The 13,930-nt window shown below is 66.4% G+C and carries 14 protein-coding genes and 1 tRNA gene; 9 read left to right on the top strand and 6 right to left on the bottom strand.

Going from position 1 to position 13,930, the window contains the following annotated elements:
* Window positions 1-15 precede the first annotated feature (15 nt).
* From CG50_RS15465 to CG50_RS15455, 3 genes are all read right to left on the bottom strand, one after another.
* Complete coding sequence (locus CG50_RS15465) at window positions 16-495, bottom strand: sugar O-acetyltransferase (RefSeq protein ID WP_081880484.1); 480 nt, start codon at window positions 493-495, stop codon at window positions 16-18.
* A 237-nt stretch (window positions 496-732) separates the two neighbouring features.
* A tRNA-Arg gene (locus CG50_RS15460) sits at window positions 733-809 on the bottom strand.
* Between the two features lie 137 nt (window positions 810-946).
* Window positions 947-2,371 carry a sensor histidine kinase gene (locus tag CG50_RS15455; RefSeq protein WP_036640377.1) on the bottom strand — a complete coding sequence of 475 codons (1,425 nt, stop codon included), beginning with the start codon at window positions 2,369-2,371 and terminating at the stop codon, window positions 947-949.
* 267 nt (window positions 2,372-2,638) lie between these two features.
* Here CG50_RS15455 and rpmH point away from each other — a divergent pair, with 267 nt between their 5' ends.
* The 7 genes from rpmH to yihA all read left to right on the top strand — a co-directional run bounded on the left by rpmH (window position 2,639) and on the right by yihA (window position 7,860).
* Entirely contained in the window at window positions 2,639-2,773 is a 135-nt protein-coding gene (gene rpmH / locus CG50_RS15450) for a 50S ribosomal protein L34 (RefSeq protein ID WP_036640375.1), read from the top strand.
* A 20-nt stretch (window positions 2,774-2,793) separates the two neighbouring features.
* Window positions 2,794-3,360 (top strand): ribonuclease P protein component, encoded by a 567-nt coding sequence (gene rnpA, locus CG50_RS15445; RefSeq protein WP_051910083.1) that lies wholly within the window; start codon window positions 2,794-2,796, stop codon window positions 3,358-3,360.
* Complete coding sequence (gene yidD, locus CG50_RS15440) at window positions 3,357-3,629, top strand: membrane protein insertion efficiency factor YidD (protein WP_036640373.1); 273 nt, start codon at window positions 3,357-3,359, stop codon at window positions 3,627-3,629. Before rnpA ends, yidD begins: the two co-directional genes overlap by 4 nt.
* A complete protein-coding gene (gene ttcA / locus CG50_RS15435) occupies window positions 3,622-4,500 on the top strand; it encodes a tRNA 2-thiocytidine(32) synthetase TtcA (protein WP_036640371.1) in 879 nt (292 codons plus the stop codon). The genes yidD and ttcA overlap by 8 nt, the downstream gene beginning before the upstream one ends.
* 140 nt (window positions 4,501-4,640) lie before the next feature.
* Window positions 4,641-6,458, top strand: a complete 1,818-nt coding sequence (yidC, locus tag CG50_RS15430) for a membrane protein insertase YidC (RefSeq protein WP_036640368.1) — start codon at window positions 4,641-4,643, stop codon at window positions 6,456-6,458.
* Window positions 6,455-7,213 (top strand): MOSC domain-containing protein, encoded by a 759-nt coding sequence (locus tag CG50_RS15425; protein WP_036640365.1) that lies wholly within the window; start codon window positions 6,455-6,457, stop codon window positions 7,211-7,213. The genes yidC and CG50_RS15425 overlap by 4 nt, the downstream gene beginning before the upstream one ends.
* Window positions 7,210-7,860 carry a ribosome biogenesis GTP-binding protein YihA/YsxC gene (yihA, locus tag CG50_RS15420; protein ID WP_036640363.1) on the top strand — a complete coding sequence of 217 codons (651 nt, stop codon included), beginning with the start codon at window positions 7,210-7,212 and terminating at the stop codon, window positions 7,858-7,860. Before CG50_RS15425 ends, yihA begins: the two co-directional genes overlap by 4 nt.
* Window positions 7,861-7,883: 23 nt before the next feature.
* Here yihA and CG50_RS15415 read toward each other — a convergent pair whose 3' ends face one another.
* A complete protein-coding gene (locus tag CG50_RS15415) occupies window positions 7,884-8,726 on the bottom strand; it encodes an EamA family transporter (protein ID WP_036640360.1) in 843 nt (280 codons plus the stop codon).
* A gap of 84 nt (window positions 8,727-8,810) precedes the next feature.
* Between CG50_RS15415 and CG50_RS15410 the strand changes: the two genes are divergently transcribed.
* Window positions 8,811-9,323: a MarR family winged helix-turn-helix transcriptional regulator gene (locus CG50_RS15410; protein ID WP_036640357.1), complete on the top strand. Its 513-nt coding sequence runs from the start codon at window positions 8,811-8,813 to the stop codon at window positions 9,321-9,323.
* 84 nt (window positions 9,324-9,407) lie between these two features.
* Entirely contained in the window at window positions 9,408-9,800 is a 393-nt protein-coding gene (locus CG50_RS15405) for a hypothetical protein (RefSeq protein WP_036640354.1), read from the top strand.
* Window positions 9,801-9,816: 16 nt separating this feature from the next.
* On the opposite strand, the gene CG50_RS15400 is transcribed toward CG50_RS15405, so the two are convergent.
* Complete coding sequence (locus CG50_RS15400) at window positions 9,817-10,575, bottom strand: cytochrome c biogenesis CcdA family protein (protein ID WP_036640351.1); 759 nt, start codon at window positions 10,573-10,575, stop codon at window positions 9,817-9,819.
* Between the two features lie 176 nt (window positions 10,576-10,751).
* Window positions 10,752-13,523 (bottom strand): Rne/Rng family ribonuclease, encoded by a 2,772-nt coding sequence (locus CG50_RS15395; protein WP_036640349.1) that lies wholly within the window; start codon window positions 13,521-13,523, stop codon window positions 10,752-10,754.
* Between the last annotated feature and the right edge of the window lie 407 nt (window positions 13,524-13,930).

The raw sequence follows: 13,930 nt of genomic DNA, 5'->3' as shown, positions 1-13,930 counted from the left end.
AGCATGAGCAGATTTTCACTGGGTCGATACACCGATGGTCACACTTGGGCAGACGATGGAACCGCCGCCCAGCCAAACACCATCCTCGATACGCACTGGCAGGGCATATTCTGCTCCGGTGCGTCTTGCAGCAGCATCCAGAGGGTGGGTCGCCGTGTATATCTGCACGCCCGGCGCTATCTGCACTTCCTCACCGATGGTGATCGTATTGCAATCGAGAAGGACGCAATCGTAGTTGATGAACGTCCTCGCGCCGATTGAGATGTTGTATCCGTAGTCGCACCGCATGGTTGGTTTGACTACTGCTGCCTTGCCAAAATGGCCGCACAGCTCTTTCAGGAGATCGGTGCGCTCTGCTTCCTGGGTCGCTTCCGTGGTGTTGAAACGCTCCAGGAGCTTCTGTGCCCTAAGCTGCTCACGGCTTAGTTCCGGATCATTTGCAAAATACAGTTCACCCGCCAGCATTCGTTCTTTCTGGGTACGGGTACGTTCCATGAAGGCTCTCGGCTATGCTTCCTGTTGCGCGTTGCCTATAGCCAACACGGGCCAGCGATGCCACCGGCGGCGCAGATCGCATGTTCAACCTTTTAGATATTGGTCCTGCTGAAGAGCTTCACTGAGTGACGGCTGAAGGCTCTTCGCGTTGACGGTCTGACAGCCGCCACAAAGCGGCCGAGATCAGAAACCTGACGGGTAATCCCGCAAGATACGAAATATAAAGATGATGGAAAATGGTGCACCCGGAGCGATTCGAACGCCCGACCCTCAGATTCGTAGTCTGATGCTCTATCCAGCTGAGCTACGGGTGCATCCAGAAGCGGTGTGTTCCGCTTCGGTGAGGCGGTATTTAGCCCCCGCCCCCGCAGGCCGCAAGAGCGAAATCGCACCACCTCGGAACTTTTCTTTCAACACACTGACAAACAACAATTTTCAGCAGCGAAACAGGTCACGAAAAAGGCTTTTCCGGCTCGCTTCCCGGAGCGGCGAGGATGGTATCGCCCGGCAGATGGATACGGAATTCGGTGCCCTCGGCATCGCTGCGCACCAGATCGAGGCGGCCGCCATGGCCGCGAACCAGCTCGGCAGCGATGGCCAGGCCGAGCCCCGTCCCGCCCTTGCGGACGCTGCCTGCAAAGGGGCGGAACAGGTTTTCGCGGGCGCGCTCGGGCAGGCCGGGACCGCTGTCCTGAACGCGGATCCACCAGCCTTCAGGCTCCTCACCGGCCCCGATTTCGATCGTTCCGGGGGTGCCGGTCGATTCGATGGCCTGCCGCGCATTGCGCGCCAGATTCGAAATCACCCGGTAAAGCTGTTCGCGATCCGCCCGGATCGACAAATTCGGCGCGACATCGGTGACGAAATCGACAAGCCCCGCCTTCGCCGCCATTCGCTCGCCCTCCAGCACATCCTGCACCAGCCCTGCCAGCATGAAGCGTGACAATGTGGGCGGCGGCTCCTCGGCCTTGCCGAAGGCAAGCGTGGTCTCGCACAGGTTCACCGCGCGCGAGATCGAGTTGATCAGCTTCGGTGCCGCGCGCTTCACGCGCGGGTCGTCGCTTTCCTCCATCCGGTCGGCCAGAAGCTGCGCGGTTGTCAGGATGTTGCGCAGATCGTGGCTGATCCGCGCCACCGCCTGACCGAGCTGCGCCAGCCGCTCGCGCTGCTTGAACGCTGCGGTCAGCTGCCGCTGCATCGAGGCCAGCGCCTCCTCGGCGACGCGCAGTTCCTCGATTCCGGCTTCGGGTTCGATGATCAGGCGCGCATCCTCGGGCGCGTCGGCGTAGGCCGTCATATGCGCGACGACACGTTTGATCGGCACCACCATCAGCCGGCGCACAGCCCAGAACAACAGAACCGCCGTGGCGACACTGACCAGCGCCGACAGGATCAGCATCCGCAGCCCGTATTCCAGCATCTGAACCCGCATCGGCGCGGTGGCGAGGGTGACCTCGATCACCTGCCCGCCCTGCTGCACCGGCTGACCGACGACGCGGATGATGTCGTCTTCGGTGCTGAACAGTTCGGACAGGGTGTCGCGCACACTCTCAGGGAAAGAGATCTCGCGCAGGTCGAACGTATCCGCGATCGGCTTCGGGATCGGCGAGGACAGCACCAGCTGGCGCGCGGAATCGCGGCGCAACACGACGTTGTAGACGCCCGCGTTGTTCAGCAGCTCCTGTTCCAGCTCCGGCTCGATCATCTGGTCGGTGGTCAGCAGCGCGAGAGAAGCGATCTGCGCCCGCTCGAGTCGCGTCTCCAGATAGTCGTGACGGTAATTGGTGATCGCCGGAACAAGGATCAGCACCTCGCCAAGCACGACGAAAACCGTCGTGAGCAGCAGGAACCGACCGGACAGCGTGTTGATCTTCATGGTCTCCCGCGACGAACACCTCGCCGCTCCGGCCCGAAAACCATCTTTCGCCGGCGGCCAGACACAGATACCAACCCTGCGGAGCTTTGAACAGAGCGCCACCGCCCCGCCCCTCGCAAACCGGCGGGAAAATACCGGTTTCGGGGCACAGATGAATTGACTCGCCGCCGGGTTACCCCTAAAGACCAGTCCTCGAATATGAGCGGCAGCCGAATCCGGCAGGTTTCGTGTTGCCCGACCGTAGAACGACAACCGGAGTATCCCGCGATGAAACGCACCTATCAGCCGTCCCAACTCGTGCGCGCTCGCCGTCACGGCTTCCGCGCCCGCATGGCGACGAAGGGTGGCCGCAAAGTCCTGAACGCCCGCCGTGCGCGCGGCCGCAAGGTTCTGTCGGCGTAAGTCAGACACGGCTTCAGCCCATGACACCGCCGGAGGCTCCCGTGACTGACCTTTCAGGTCGGGGTGCGGGAAGCGCCCCGGCGGTTTCCGTTTGCGCGGATGAAACTTCCGCCGCCGCACCGGCTGCGCGCCCGTCCGTCATTCGCACGGAAGTTCTGCGCCAGCGGGCGGATTATCTGCGTGCGGCCTCCGCCCTGCGTCAGGCGGCACCGGGCTTCCTGCTGCAGGCGCGCGAACGCCGCGCGGAAGAACCGGTTCTGCCCGATACGATCCGGGTCGGCTTCACCTGTTCCAAGAAGATCGGCAATGCCGTCACCCGCAACCGGGCAAAGCGGCGTCTTCGGGCGCTGGCGCGCCTCGGTTTCGCGGGGCTGGCGCGTCCGGGCTGGGATTACGTTCTGGTCGGCCGCCCCGGCGCGACGGTCAGCCGCGATTTCGCCGCGCTGCAGGCCGATCTGATCCGCGCGCTGACGGAGATCCACTCCGGCAAGGCCCGGCCGCAGAAGCCGCGCCCGCCGCGCGGCAAGGCCGCCGAGGCGAAGGCCGGGGCGAAACCCGCCGCCACCACGCCCCCGACCGAAACGTGAGCCCGCTCGCCCATATCGTCGCCCTGCCGGTGCGCGGCTATCGGCTGTTGTTCAGCCCCTGGGTTGGGCATGGCTGCCGCTATCAGCCGACCTGCTCGGCCTATGCGCTGGAGGCGCTGGAACGCCATGGCGCGCTGCGCGGCAGCTGGCTCGCCGCGCGCCGCGTGCTGAGCTGTCATCCGTGGGGCGGCTTCGGCTATGACCCGGTGCCCGGCGCCGATCCCGAATTCGACGCCCGCCGGCGCTGCAAGGACCATGACCATGCTTGACGACGAAGACGCCCCGATCCATCCGCTGTTCGCCGGCGCCCCCTCCTCGACCGAGTTCAAGAAGCTGCGCAAGCGCATCGTGCGCGAGACCCGCGAGGCGATCGAGACCTATGGCATGATCGAGCGCGGCGCGCGCTGGCTGGTGTGCCTGTCGGGCGGCAAGGACAGCTATACGCTGCTCGCGGTGCTGCACGAGCTGAAATGGCGCGGGCTGCTGCCGGTCGATCTGCTGGCGTGCAACCTCGATCAGGGTCAGCCGGGCTTTCCCTCGACGGTGCTGCCGAAGTTCCTCGAGGACATGGGCGTGCCGCACCGGATCGAGTATCAGGACACCTATTCCGTGGTGAAGGAGAAGATCCCCGAGGGGCGGACTTATTGTTCGCTGTGCTCGCGGCTGCGGCGCGGCAACCTCTACCGCATCGCGCGCGAAGAGGGCTGTTCCGCCGTCGTTCTGGGCCATCACCGCGACGACATCCTCGAAACCTTCTTCATGAACCTGTTCCACGGCGGGCGTCTGGCGACGATGCCGCCGAAGCTGGTGAACGAGGAAGGCGATCTGTTCGTCTACCGCCCCCTCGCCTTCGTGGCCGAGGCCGATTGCGGCCGCTTCGCCCGGGCGATGAACTATCCGATCATCCCCTGCGATCTGTGCGGCAGCCAGGAAGGGCTGCAGCGGATGCAGGTGAAGCAGATGCTCGACCAGTGGGAAAGCCGCACGCCCGGCCGGCGCCAGGTGATGTTCCGTGCGCTGATGAACGTGCGCCCGTCACATCTGTGCGATCCGTCGGTGTTCGATTTCGCCGGATTGATGCGCACCGTCGCGGGCGCCGCCCCCGACGAGGACATTCCGCGGCTGCACGGCTTCGACTGAGCCCCTGCCGGACCTCTGCGGCAGCACGGGAATCGCCCGCTGTCGCAGGCTGCATCCGGCCGCAAGAGGGAAAAGCCCTTGACCTTTCGCCGCCCCTTCTGTTGAACCGGGCCTGACTTCGGAGCGGCAGACGGAAACCAATGGAAAGCCAGAACAGGAATCTCATTCTCGCGACCGTCCTTTCGGTCGTCGTGCTGATAGGCTGGACCTACTTCTTCCCGCCGACCAAACCGGCCGAGGACAGCACTGCCGCGACCGAGCAGACGACGCCCGCGGCCCCCGCCGCGTCGGATGCGGTGGCCACGACCACGACGGCCGCCATCGAGGCGGCACCGACGCCCGCGAACGCGCCGCGTATCGCCATCGACACGCCGGATCTCACCGGCTCGATCTCGCTGATGGGAGGCCGGCTCGACGATCTGTCGCTGAAGAAATATCAGGTCTCGCTCGACAAGAGCTCGCCGCTGGTGCGGCTGCTGTCGCCCGCGGGTGCCGAGGTCGCGAACGGCTCGAATCCCTATTACGTGCTCTACGGCTGGTCGCCGGCGGGCGGGCTCGACCCGGCCGCGCTGCCCGGGCCGAAGACGGTCTGGACCGCGCCCGCGGGTTCCGTGCTGACGCCGAAGACCCCGGTCACCATGACCTGGGACAACGGCGCCGGGCTGAAGTTCAGCCGCACCGTCTCGGTTGACGAGAATTACCTGTTCACCATCCGCCAGAGCGTCGAGAACACCACCGGCGCGCCGGTGCGCATGGCACCCTATGGCATCATCGCGCGCCACGGCATCCCGGCCGCCTCGCATGTCTACGTGCTGCACGAAGGTGCGGTGCGCATGACCGACGGCAAGCTGCAGGAAACCAAGTACAGCGCGATCACCAAGCTCGACGCCGTGTCGGGCGAAGGTCAGGCCGATATCCTCAAGGGGACGCAGACCGGCTGGATCGGCTTCACCGACAAGTATTGGATGACCACGCTGGTTCCGGCGAACGGCGATTTCACCTCGGTGGTGAAATACACCGCCGGCTCGGACATCTATCAGGCCGAGATCCGCGAACCCACCGTCGAGGTCGCTCCGGGCGCCACGGTGACGACCGACACGCGCCTCTTCGCCGGCGCCAAGGAATGGGAAGTCATCAAGGCCTATCAGGACAAGGCCGGCATTCAGCGCTTCGTCGACTCGATCGACTGGGGCTGGTTCTTCTTCCTGACCAAGCCGATGTTCTGGCTGCTGCACTGGCTGCACGGCGCGATCGGCAACATGGGCTGGGCGATCATCGCGCTGACCCTGATCATCAAGGCCCTGGTCTTCCCGCTGGCGCGCAAGTCCTACATCTCGATGGCGAAGATGAAGGAACTGCAGCCCGAGATGGAGAAGCTGAAGGAAGCCACGGGCGGCGACCGCACCAAGATGCAGCAAGGCATCATGGAGCTGTACAAGAAGAACAAGGTCAACCCGGCCGCCGGCTGTCTGCCGATCCTGCTGCAGATCCCGATCTTCTTCTCGCTCTACAAGGTGATCTATGTCACGATCGAGCTGTATCACGCGTCCTGGATCGGCTGGATCCATGACCTGTCGGCGCCCGATCCGACCTCGATCCTGAACCTGTTCGGCCTGCTGCCCTTCGCCACCCCCGAGCCGAACAGCATGTTCTTCATGTTCTCGCTCGGCGTGCTGCCGATCCTTCTGGGCATCTCGATGTGGTTCCAGCAGAAGCTGAACCCCGCGCCGACGGATCCGAGCCAGGCGATGATCTTCGCGTGGATGCCCTGGGTGTTCATGTTCATGCTGGGCAGCTTCGCCTCGGGGCTGGTGCTGTACTGGATCGCCAACAACACGATCACCTTCGTGCAGCAATACATCATCATGTCGATGCATGGCGCGCGGCCGGATCTGTTCGGCAACATCCGCCAGAGCTTCAAGCGCAAGGCCAAGGCGAAGGGCGGGACGTCGAAGTGACGGCGAGCCTCGCCCGCATCTTCCGACATCCGGTCAAGTCGATCGGCTTCGAGGAAATCCGCAACGCGTCCCTCTCCGAGGGGCGCGTTCTTCCGTTCGACCGGATCTGGGCAATCTCGACCATGGAGGCGCGCTTCGACAGCCCGCTTTCCGACTGGGCGCCCAAACGCGATTTCGTCCGCGGTGCCGCGGCGCCCGGGTTGATGGCGGTCGCCGCCCATACCCATGACGACGGCAGCATCGAGTTCACCCACCCCGAACTGTGGCATCTGCGCGTCGACCTCGACGATCCGGCCGATCAGGCAAAGCTGATCGCCTGGCTGAAGCCGCTGTGGCCCGCGAACCGGCCGGCACCGCGCGCGGTCGAGAAGCCGGGCCTTGCGCTGACGGATTCGCGCGAGGCCTTCGTGTCGATCCTGTCGCTCGACTCGCTCGACGATCTGTCGGCGCGCAGCGGCAAGATGCTCAGCCCGCCGCGGTTTCGCGGCAACCTGTGGCTGCGCGGCATGGCCCCCTGGGCCGAACGCGATCTGGTGGGCCGACGGCTGCGCATCGGCACCACCGCCGAGATCGAGATCGTCGAGCCGATCACCCGCTGCCGCGCCACCTGCGCCAGCCCCGAAACCGGGACCGAGGATTTCAACACCCTCGGCGCCCTGAAAGAGATCACCGGCGACACCACCTTCGGCCTGTTCGGCCTGGTGCGCCGCGCGGGCGAGATCGCCCGTGACGATGCCGTGGAGGTTCTGCCATGACGATGAAATTCACCCTCGCCCCCGAGCCCGACGACCTGACCCGCGAGCGCGGCCGGCTGCTGTTCGCCGCCCCCGTCGAGTTCCTGAAAGGCGTGGTCGCGATGGCCGGCCTGCCGCCCGCCGACCGGGTCGAGATCTGCTTCGCCGGTCGCTCGAACGTGGGCAAATCCTCGCTGATCAACGCGCTGACCGGGCGCAAGAACCTGGCGCGGGCCTCGAACACGCCGGGCCGGACGCAGGAGATCAACTATTTCACCACGACCGAAGGGCCTTATCTGGTCGACCTTCCGGGCTATGGCTTCGCCGAGGCCCCGGTGGCGGTGGTGGAGAAATGGCAGCGCCTGCTGAAGGCCTATCTGTCGGGGCGCGTCACGCTGCGCCGCGCCTTCGTGCTGATCGACGCACGCCACGGCGTGAAGGCGGTCGATGACGAGATCCTGACGCTGCTCGACCGCTCGGCGGTGACCTTCCAGGTGGTGCTGACCAAGGTTGACAAGATAAGCAAGGCCGAGCGCGAGAAGGTGATCGAGCAGGTCGCTCAGGCGCTGACGAAGCACCCGGCCGCGCATCCCGAGATCGTCGTCACCTCCTCCGAGAAGGGCGAGGGCGTCGCGACCCTGCGCACCATCATCGCGACGATGGAATAAGCAGGGGGCCCCTCCCCCCTCGCTCAGCGCGCCCGGCCCCCCAGCCAGGCGCACAGCAGCACGATCGCCGCACCCAGGGTTTGCACCGCGCTCAGGCGTTCGCCCAGAATCAGCGCCCCCAGCAGCACCGCCGTCAGCGGGCTGAGAAAGCCGAAGCTGGTCACCGTCGCCGGGCCGAGTCGCGCGATCCCCCGAAACCAGAGAAAGTAGCTCAGCGCCGATCCCGCCAGGCCCAGCCAAAGGAACCCGGCGATATTGGCCAGGCTCGGCACCGGCAGCGGCGGCTCGGCGATCAGCGCGACGGGCAGCACGATCAGCCCGCCCGCGGTCAGCTGCCAGGCGGTGAAGGTCAGCGCCGGCACCGCAGGACGCCATTTCCCGGTCAGAACCACGCCGAGCGCCATCGACAGCGCCCCGATCAGCGCCGCCGCCACGCCGACCGGATCGAGCGTCGCCCGCGGGCCGAGCACCAGAAGCGCCACCCCCACGATCCCCGCCAGCGCAACGCCGATCCCGCGCGCACTCAGCGGCGTGCCAAGAAGCACCCGCGCCATCAGCAGCACGAACAGCGGCTGCACCGCGCCCAACGTTGCCGCGACCCCCCCGGGCAACCGATAGGCCGCCACGAACAGCGCCGCCCAGAACAGCGCGAAATTGAGCGTGCCCAGAACCGCCAGCCGCCCGAGCCAGTCCCGCGGCGGCAGCTGGCGGCTCAACGCGATCAGCAACAGCCCCGCCGGCAGCGCGCGCAGCACCGCCGCGCTCAGCGGATAGCCCGGAGGCAACAGCCCGGTGGTGACGATATAGGTGCTGCCCCAGATCGCCGGAGCACAGGCGGTCAGCAGGGCATCAGTGGTTCGCGACATCGCGGATTCCTTTTTATCTTGACGTCAAGATAACTGGACCGACATTATCTTGACGTCAAGACGATTCCGCGCCATGTCTCGTGCATGGATCAGGTGGACCGCATTCTTGCCCAGTGGCGCAGCGAGCGCCCGGACCTCGACGTCGGGCCGATGGGCACGTTCGGACGGCTGAAACGGCTGTGCGATCATCTCGCGGCCGGGCTGGCCGAGGTCTACAAGGCGCATGGCCTGAGTGCGGCCAGCTTCGACGTGCTGGCGACGCTGCGCCGGGCGGGGGCGCCCTATGCGCTCAGCCCCTCGGCGCTGATCGGCTGGACGATGGTGACCTCGGGGACGATGACGAACCGGCTGGACCGGCTGGAGGCGGCCGGGCTGATCGCACGCAGGACCAACCCCGAAGACGGGCGTGGCTGTGTCGTCGCGCTGACGGAGGCGGGGTTTGCGCTGATCGAACAGGTGGTGGGCGCCCATGTCGCGAACCAGCACCGTCTGATCGCCGCCTTGCCGGAGGATCTGCGCGGCGCGTTCGACGCCGGGCTGCGCGCCTGGCTGGCCGGGTTCGAGGACGAAATGCCCCGCCAGGCGCCCCGTCCCTGAGCATCACGCGAAAATCAGCCGGTCGGATGGGGCGGACCGGGCGAGGCTCTGGCGAATCGCATCCCGATCGGCCAACATCGGGCCATGAAGACAGCCCCCCTGCTCGCCATCGCGGCCCTGCCCTTCGCCCTTTCCGCCTGCGCCTCCCTGCCCTCGGCAACGGAGCTGTCGGACGGCACCGTGGCGGTTTACGTCTCGACCCTGCGCGAGGCCCCTCTTCCGAAGCCCGAGACCCAGGATCTGGCCGACCAGAAATGCGGCGGCACGGCGCGCTATGTCGCAACCGAGAATGTGACCCCTATCAAGGCACGCCACATCTATCGCTGCGGCGGTGGCGGAGCGGCTGGCGGCGGGTTCGGCGGCGGTTACGGATCGTCGTCCAGCAGCTCGTCTTCGGCCAGCGCCGGTTTCGATGGCGGTTTCGGCGGCAGCTCGGGCGGGGCTTCGGACGGCGAAGTGACGTCCGGCTCGCTCTGAGCCTTCCCCGCGCCGCTCAGCCGATGGCGCCGAGCACCGGGAAAGTGTCGATCAACCAGAACGCCAGTGCCTGGAACTGCCCGGTCAGCATCATCAGACCGACCGTCCAGAGCAACAGGCCGGAGATCTTCTCGATCCGGCCCATGTGGCGGCGCATCCAGCCCATGAAACCGCGCAGCTGCGGAAAGAACGCCGCGACCGCGAGGAACGGCAGCCCGAGCCCCGCGGCATAGGCCGCCAGCAGCACCGCCCCGCGACCGATGCCGCCCCCCGCCGCCGCCAGCGACAGGATCGCCGCCAGCACCGGTCCGAGGCAAGGCGTCCAGCCAAAGGCGAAAGCCAGCCCCAGCAAATAGGCCCCGAGCGCCGAGCCGCCGCCCGCATGGCCGTCGAACCGCGCCTCGCGGTCGAGGAAGCCGATGCGGAACGCGCCGACGAAATGCGCGCCGAACACCATGATGAGCAGCGCCGCGCCGCGGGTCAGCCAGTCCTGCCAGGCGCCGAGCGCCCGACCGAGCGCCGAGGCACTCATTCCCAGCAGCAGAAACACCGTCGACAGTCCCAGAACGAAGCACAGCGCCGCCCACAGCGCCTTGCGCCGCGCCGACGCGGCAGGGCCCGCCATCTCGGCCACACCGACCCCGCCCATGAAGGCGAGGTAAGGCGGCACGATGGGCAGCACGCAGGGGCTGAGAAAGGACAAAACCCCCGCCACCAGCGCAATCAGCACCGCGGGCAGGAACGAGGCATCGAGAATGAGATCGGTTCCGAACATGCCCGAGGCTTACCTCACCCGGCGCGGGACGTCACCCATGCGCGGATCACGAAACCGCCGGGCGAGCGGGAAGCCCCGCCGTGGCGCCCGGGCAGGGCCGGAGATCGCGTCCGTCGGACATGAAAAAACGCCGGGGTGCAAAACCCCGGCGTTTTTCTGTTTCAGAGGGTCAGACCTCAGTTTCCGGCCGACCACCAGCCGCGGCGCTTGGGCTTCGCGGGACCGGCATCTTCGGTCTCGGTTTCAGCCTCGGGCTCGGCGGCCGGCGCCTCGGGCGCAGTCGCTTCGGCCACCGGAGCCTCCAGCACGGGGGCCACCTCGACGGCAGCGGGTTCCGCGACGGGCGCCTCGACAACCGGAGCGGCCTCGGCAGGAGCAGCCTCAGTTGCCGCTTCCACCGCGGGCGCGGCCTCGGCCTTCTTCTTGGTCGTCCGGCGGCGCTTCGGCTTCGGAGCGGGTTCCTCCGTGGCGGCCTCCGCAGCGGCTTCGGTCACCGCCTCGGCAGCAGGCGCCTCGGCCGGAGCTTCGGTCTTCTCCACCTTCTTGCGGCGGGTGCGCTTCGGCTTCGGCGCGGGCTCTTCCGCGACCGGCTCGGCCACGGCTTCCTCAACGGGAGCCTCGGGCGCAGCTTCGGCGAGCGGAGCCGCTTCGGCAACGACGGGCTCGGCGCTCACCGCTTCCGCAGCAGCCACCCCGACCGGCAGGTCCGGCAGAGCGATCCCGGCCAGGGCCCTGGCAGCCGCGGCACGTGCGGCATCCTCGGCCGCATCGTCGCCGTCAGCATCGGCCTCGGCCTCGGCCTCGGTTTCACCCTCGGCCTCGCCATCGGCTTCCGCGGCAGCGGTCTCGCCTTCCTCGCCACCCGGGCCACGCCGACGACGCCGACGCCGACGCTTCTTCTTGCGCGGCGCATCGTCCGAACCCTCTTCCGCCGGGGTCGCGACGGCCTCGGCCTCGGTCTCGGCCTCGGCTTCGGTCTCCTCGGTTTCGGCCTCACTCTCTTCGTAGAGCAGATCCGCCTCGTCGATCTCGGCCATCAGCTCGGCCGAGGCATGGACGACCTGAGAGCTCGGCTCCGGCACCACGCGGGTGGCGGTCTTGAACTTCTCGATGGTGTAATCGGGGCTGACCAGGCTCGGATCAGCCTCGATCCGCACCGCCATGCCATAGCGGGTCTCGATCTGGGCGATATGCTCGCGCTTGGCGTTCATCAGGTAGTTGGCGACCGCGATCGGGCACTTCACCAGCACCTCACGCGAGCGCTTGCGCGTGCCTTCTTCCTCGATGGCGCGCAGGATCTGCAGCGCCAGGCTGTCGTCCGAGCGGATCAGCCCGGTGCCGTGGCAATGCGGGCAGGGCTGCGTCGTCAGTTCGAGAACGTTCGGGCGCAGGCGCTGACGCGACATTTCCATCAGGCCGAAGCCCGAGATCCGGCCGACCTGGATGCGGGCACGGTCGGTCTTCAGCTTTTCCTTCAGGCGCTTCTCGACGGCGGCGTTGTTCTTGCGCTCGTCCATGTCGATGAAGTCGATGACGATCAGACCGGCGAGGTCGCGCAGACGTGCCTGACGGGCGACCTCTTCGGCGGCCTCGAGGTTGGTCTTGAGCGCCGTTTCCTCGATCGAGCCTTCCTTGGTGGCCCGGCCCGAGTTGACGTCGATCGCCACCAGCGCCTCGGTGATGCCGATCACCAGATAGCCGCCGGATTTCAGCTGCACCACCGGGTTCAGCATCCCGGCTAGGTAGCTTTCCACCTGGAAGCGCGCGAAGAGCGGCATCGGCTCGTTGTAGAGCTTCACGTTCTTGGCGTGGCTCGGCATGATCATGCGCATGAAATCGCGCGCCGAGCGGAAGCCGCGCTCGCCCTCGACGAGAACCTCGTCGATCTCCTTCGAGTAGAGATCGCGGATCGAGCGCTTGATGATGTCGGCCTCTTCGTAGATCGGCGCGGGCGCGACGGATTTCAGCGTCAGCTCGCGGATCTGCTCCCACAGGCGCATCAGATATTCATAGTCGCGACGGATCTCGGTCTTGGTGCGCTGGCTGCCGGCGGTGCGGACGATCAGCCCGGCGCCCTGCGGAACTTCCAGCTCCGAGGCGATTTCCTTCAGCTTCTTGCGGTCGGCGGCATTGGTGATCTTGCGCGAGATGCCACCGCCACGGGCGGTGTTGGGCATCAGCACGCAGTAACGGCCGGCGAGCGACAGGTAGGTGGTCAGCGCCGCACCCTTGTTGCCGCGCTCTTCCTTGACCACCTGCACCAGCATGATCTGGCGCACCTTGATGACTTCCTGGATCTTGTAGCGGCGCGCGCGCGGCTTGCGGACGTGATGGATTTCCTCCTGCACGTCCTCCTCGGCGACGGACTCGATCTCGTCGCCGGCATGAGGCTCGTCCGAATCGTCGTCGATCTCGTCAGCGGCGGTATCCTCGACGATCGCGTCTTCCACGATCCCGGCGACCGGAGCTTCGGCCCCCTCGGAGATCACGACGTCCGAGGGCAGCTCATCGCTCACCGCTTCGGGATCGACGACCGACATGCCCGGAATGTCTTCCGAGCGCACGACCGGATCGGCCGAGGCCTGCTCGGCCTTGGCCCCGCCGCGACGGCGCGAACGGCGCGCGCTGCGGGCGCGCTCCTCGGCCTCTTCCTGCTCGGCATAGGCGCGTTCCTCTTCCAGAAGCGCCTGCCGGTCAGCGACCGGGATCTGATAGTAATCCGGATGGATTTCCGAGAAGGCCAGGAAGCCGTGACGGTTGCCGCCGTAATCGACGAAAGCGGCCTGGAGCGAAGGCTCCACCCGCGTCACCTTCGCCAGATAGATATTGCCGGCGAGCTGCCGCTTATTGATGGTCTCGAAGTCGAATTCCTCGACCTTGCTACCGTCCACCACCACCACACGCGTCTCTTCCGCGTGGGTGGCATCGATGAGCATTTTCTTTGCCATGTATCCGTTTTCCGCACACCCGTTCCGACCCGCTCCGCAAGGGAGCGGCGATCACGGCGTGACTTTTCATTGAGGCGGGCGTCACCGGACGACGATGGGTGGCGGAGGCCAGAGGCCCTCCCGACATCATCCATCTGTCATAACCGTACGCCATCGCGGTTCTTCCAGAGCACGAGAGGAAACCTCCTCCGGCACCCGACTGAGACCCCGGACGAACCGGGGCAGGACTGCGGCCTTTCGGCCAATCGGTTGATCCGGACCTGCCTGCACCATCGCGCCGGCGACCGATCCTGAAATCAGCGAAACTCGTGAGCGAAGCGCGCGCAGATGCAGGCTTCACTGACATTCGCCAATGATAGCCGCCGAGACGACACAATGACAATCGCTTTTTCGTGCCCGGGCCGAAT

Source organism: Paenirhodobacter enshiensis, assembly GCF_000740785.1.
GTDB lineage: Bacteria > Pseudomonadota > Alphaproteobacteria > Rhodobacterales > Rhodobacteraceae > Rhodobacter > Rhodobacter enshiensis.
The sequence above is the reverse complement of the archived record's forward strand: the minus strand, read 5'-3'. Positions and strand labels throughout refer to the sequence as shown.

Excerpts from the sequence above, each read along its gene's own strand:
- CG50_RS15465 (WP_081880484.1), bottom strand. The coding sequence starts at position 495 with ATGGAACGTACCCGTACCCAGAAAGAACGAATGCTGGCGGGTGAACTG.
- CG50_RS15455 (WP_036640377.1), bottom strand. The coding sequence starts at position 2,371 with ATGAAGATCAACACGCTGTCCGGTCGGTTCCTGCTGCTCACGACGGTT.
- rpmH (WP_036640375.1), top strand. The coding sequence starts at position 2,639 with ATGAAACGCACCTATCAGCCGTCCCAACTCGTGCGCGCTCGCCGTCAC.
- rnpA (WP_051910083.1), top strand. The coding sequence starts at position 2,794 with ATGACACCGCCGGAGGCTCCCGTGACTGACCTTTCAGGTCGGGGTGCG.
- ttcA (WP_036640371.1), top strand. The coding sequence starts at position 3,622 with ATGCTTGACGACGAAGACGCCCCGATCCATCCGCTGTTCGCCGGCGCC.
- yidC (WP_036640368.1), top strand. The coding sequence starts at position 4,641 with ATGGAAAGCCAGAACAGGAATCTCATTCTCGCGACCGTCCTTTCGGTC.
- yihA (WP_036640363.1), top strand. The coding sequence starts at position 7,210 with ATGACGATGAAATTCACCCTCGCCCCCGAGCCCGACGACCTGACCCGC.
- CG50_RS15415 (WP_036640360.1), bottom strand. The coding sequence starts at position 8,726 with ATGTCGCGAACCACTGATGCCCTGCTGACCGCCTGTGCTCCGGCGATC.
- CG50_RS15410 (WP_036640357.1), top strand. The coding sequence starts at position 8,811 with ATGGATCAGGTGGACCGCATTCTTGCCCAGTGGCGCAGCGAGCGCCCG.
- CG50_RS15405 (WP_036640354.1), top strand. The coding sequence starts at position 9,408 with ATGAAGACAGCCCCCCTGCTCGCCATCGCGGCCCTGCCCTTCGCCCTT.
- CG50_RS15400 (WP_036640351.1), bottom strand. The coding sequence starts at position 10,575 with ATGTTCGGAACCGATCTCATTCTCGATGCCTCGTTCCTGCCCGCGGTG.
- CG50_RS15395 (WP_036640349.1), bottom strand. The coding sequence starts at position 13,523 with ATGGCAAAGAAAATGCTCATCGATGCCACCCACGCGGAAGAGACGCGT.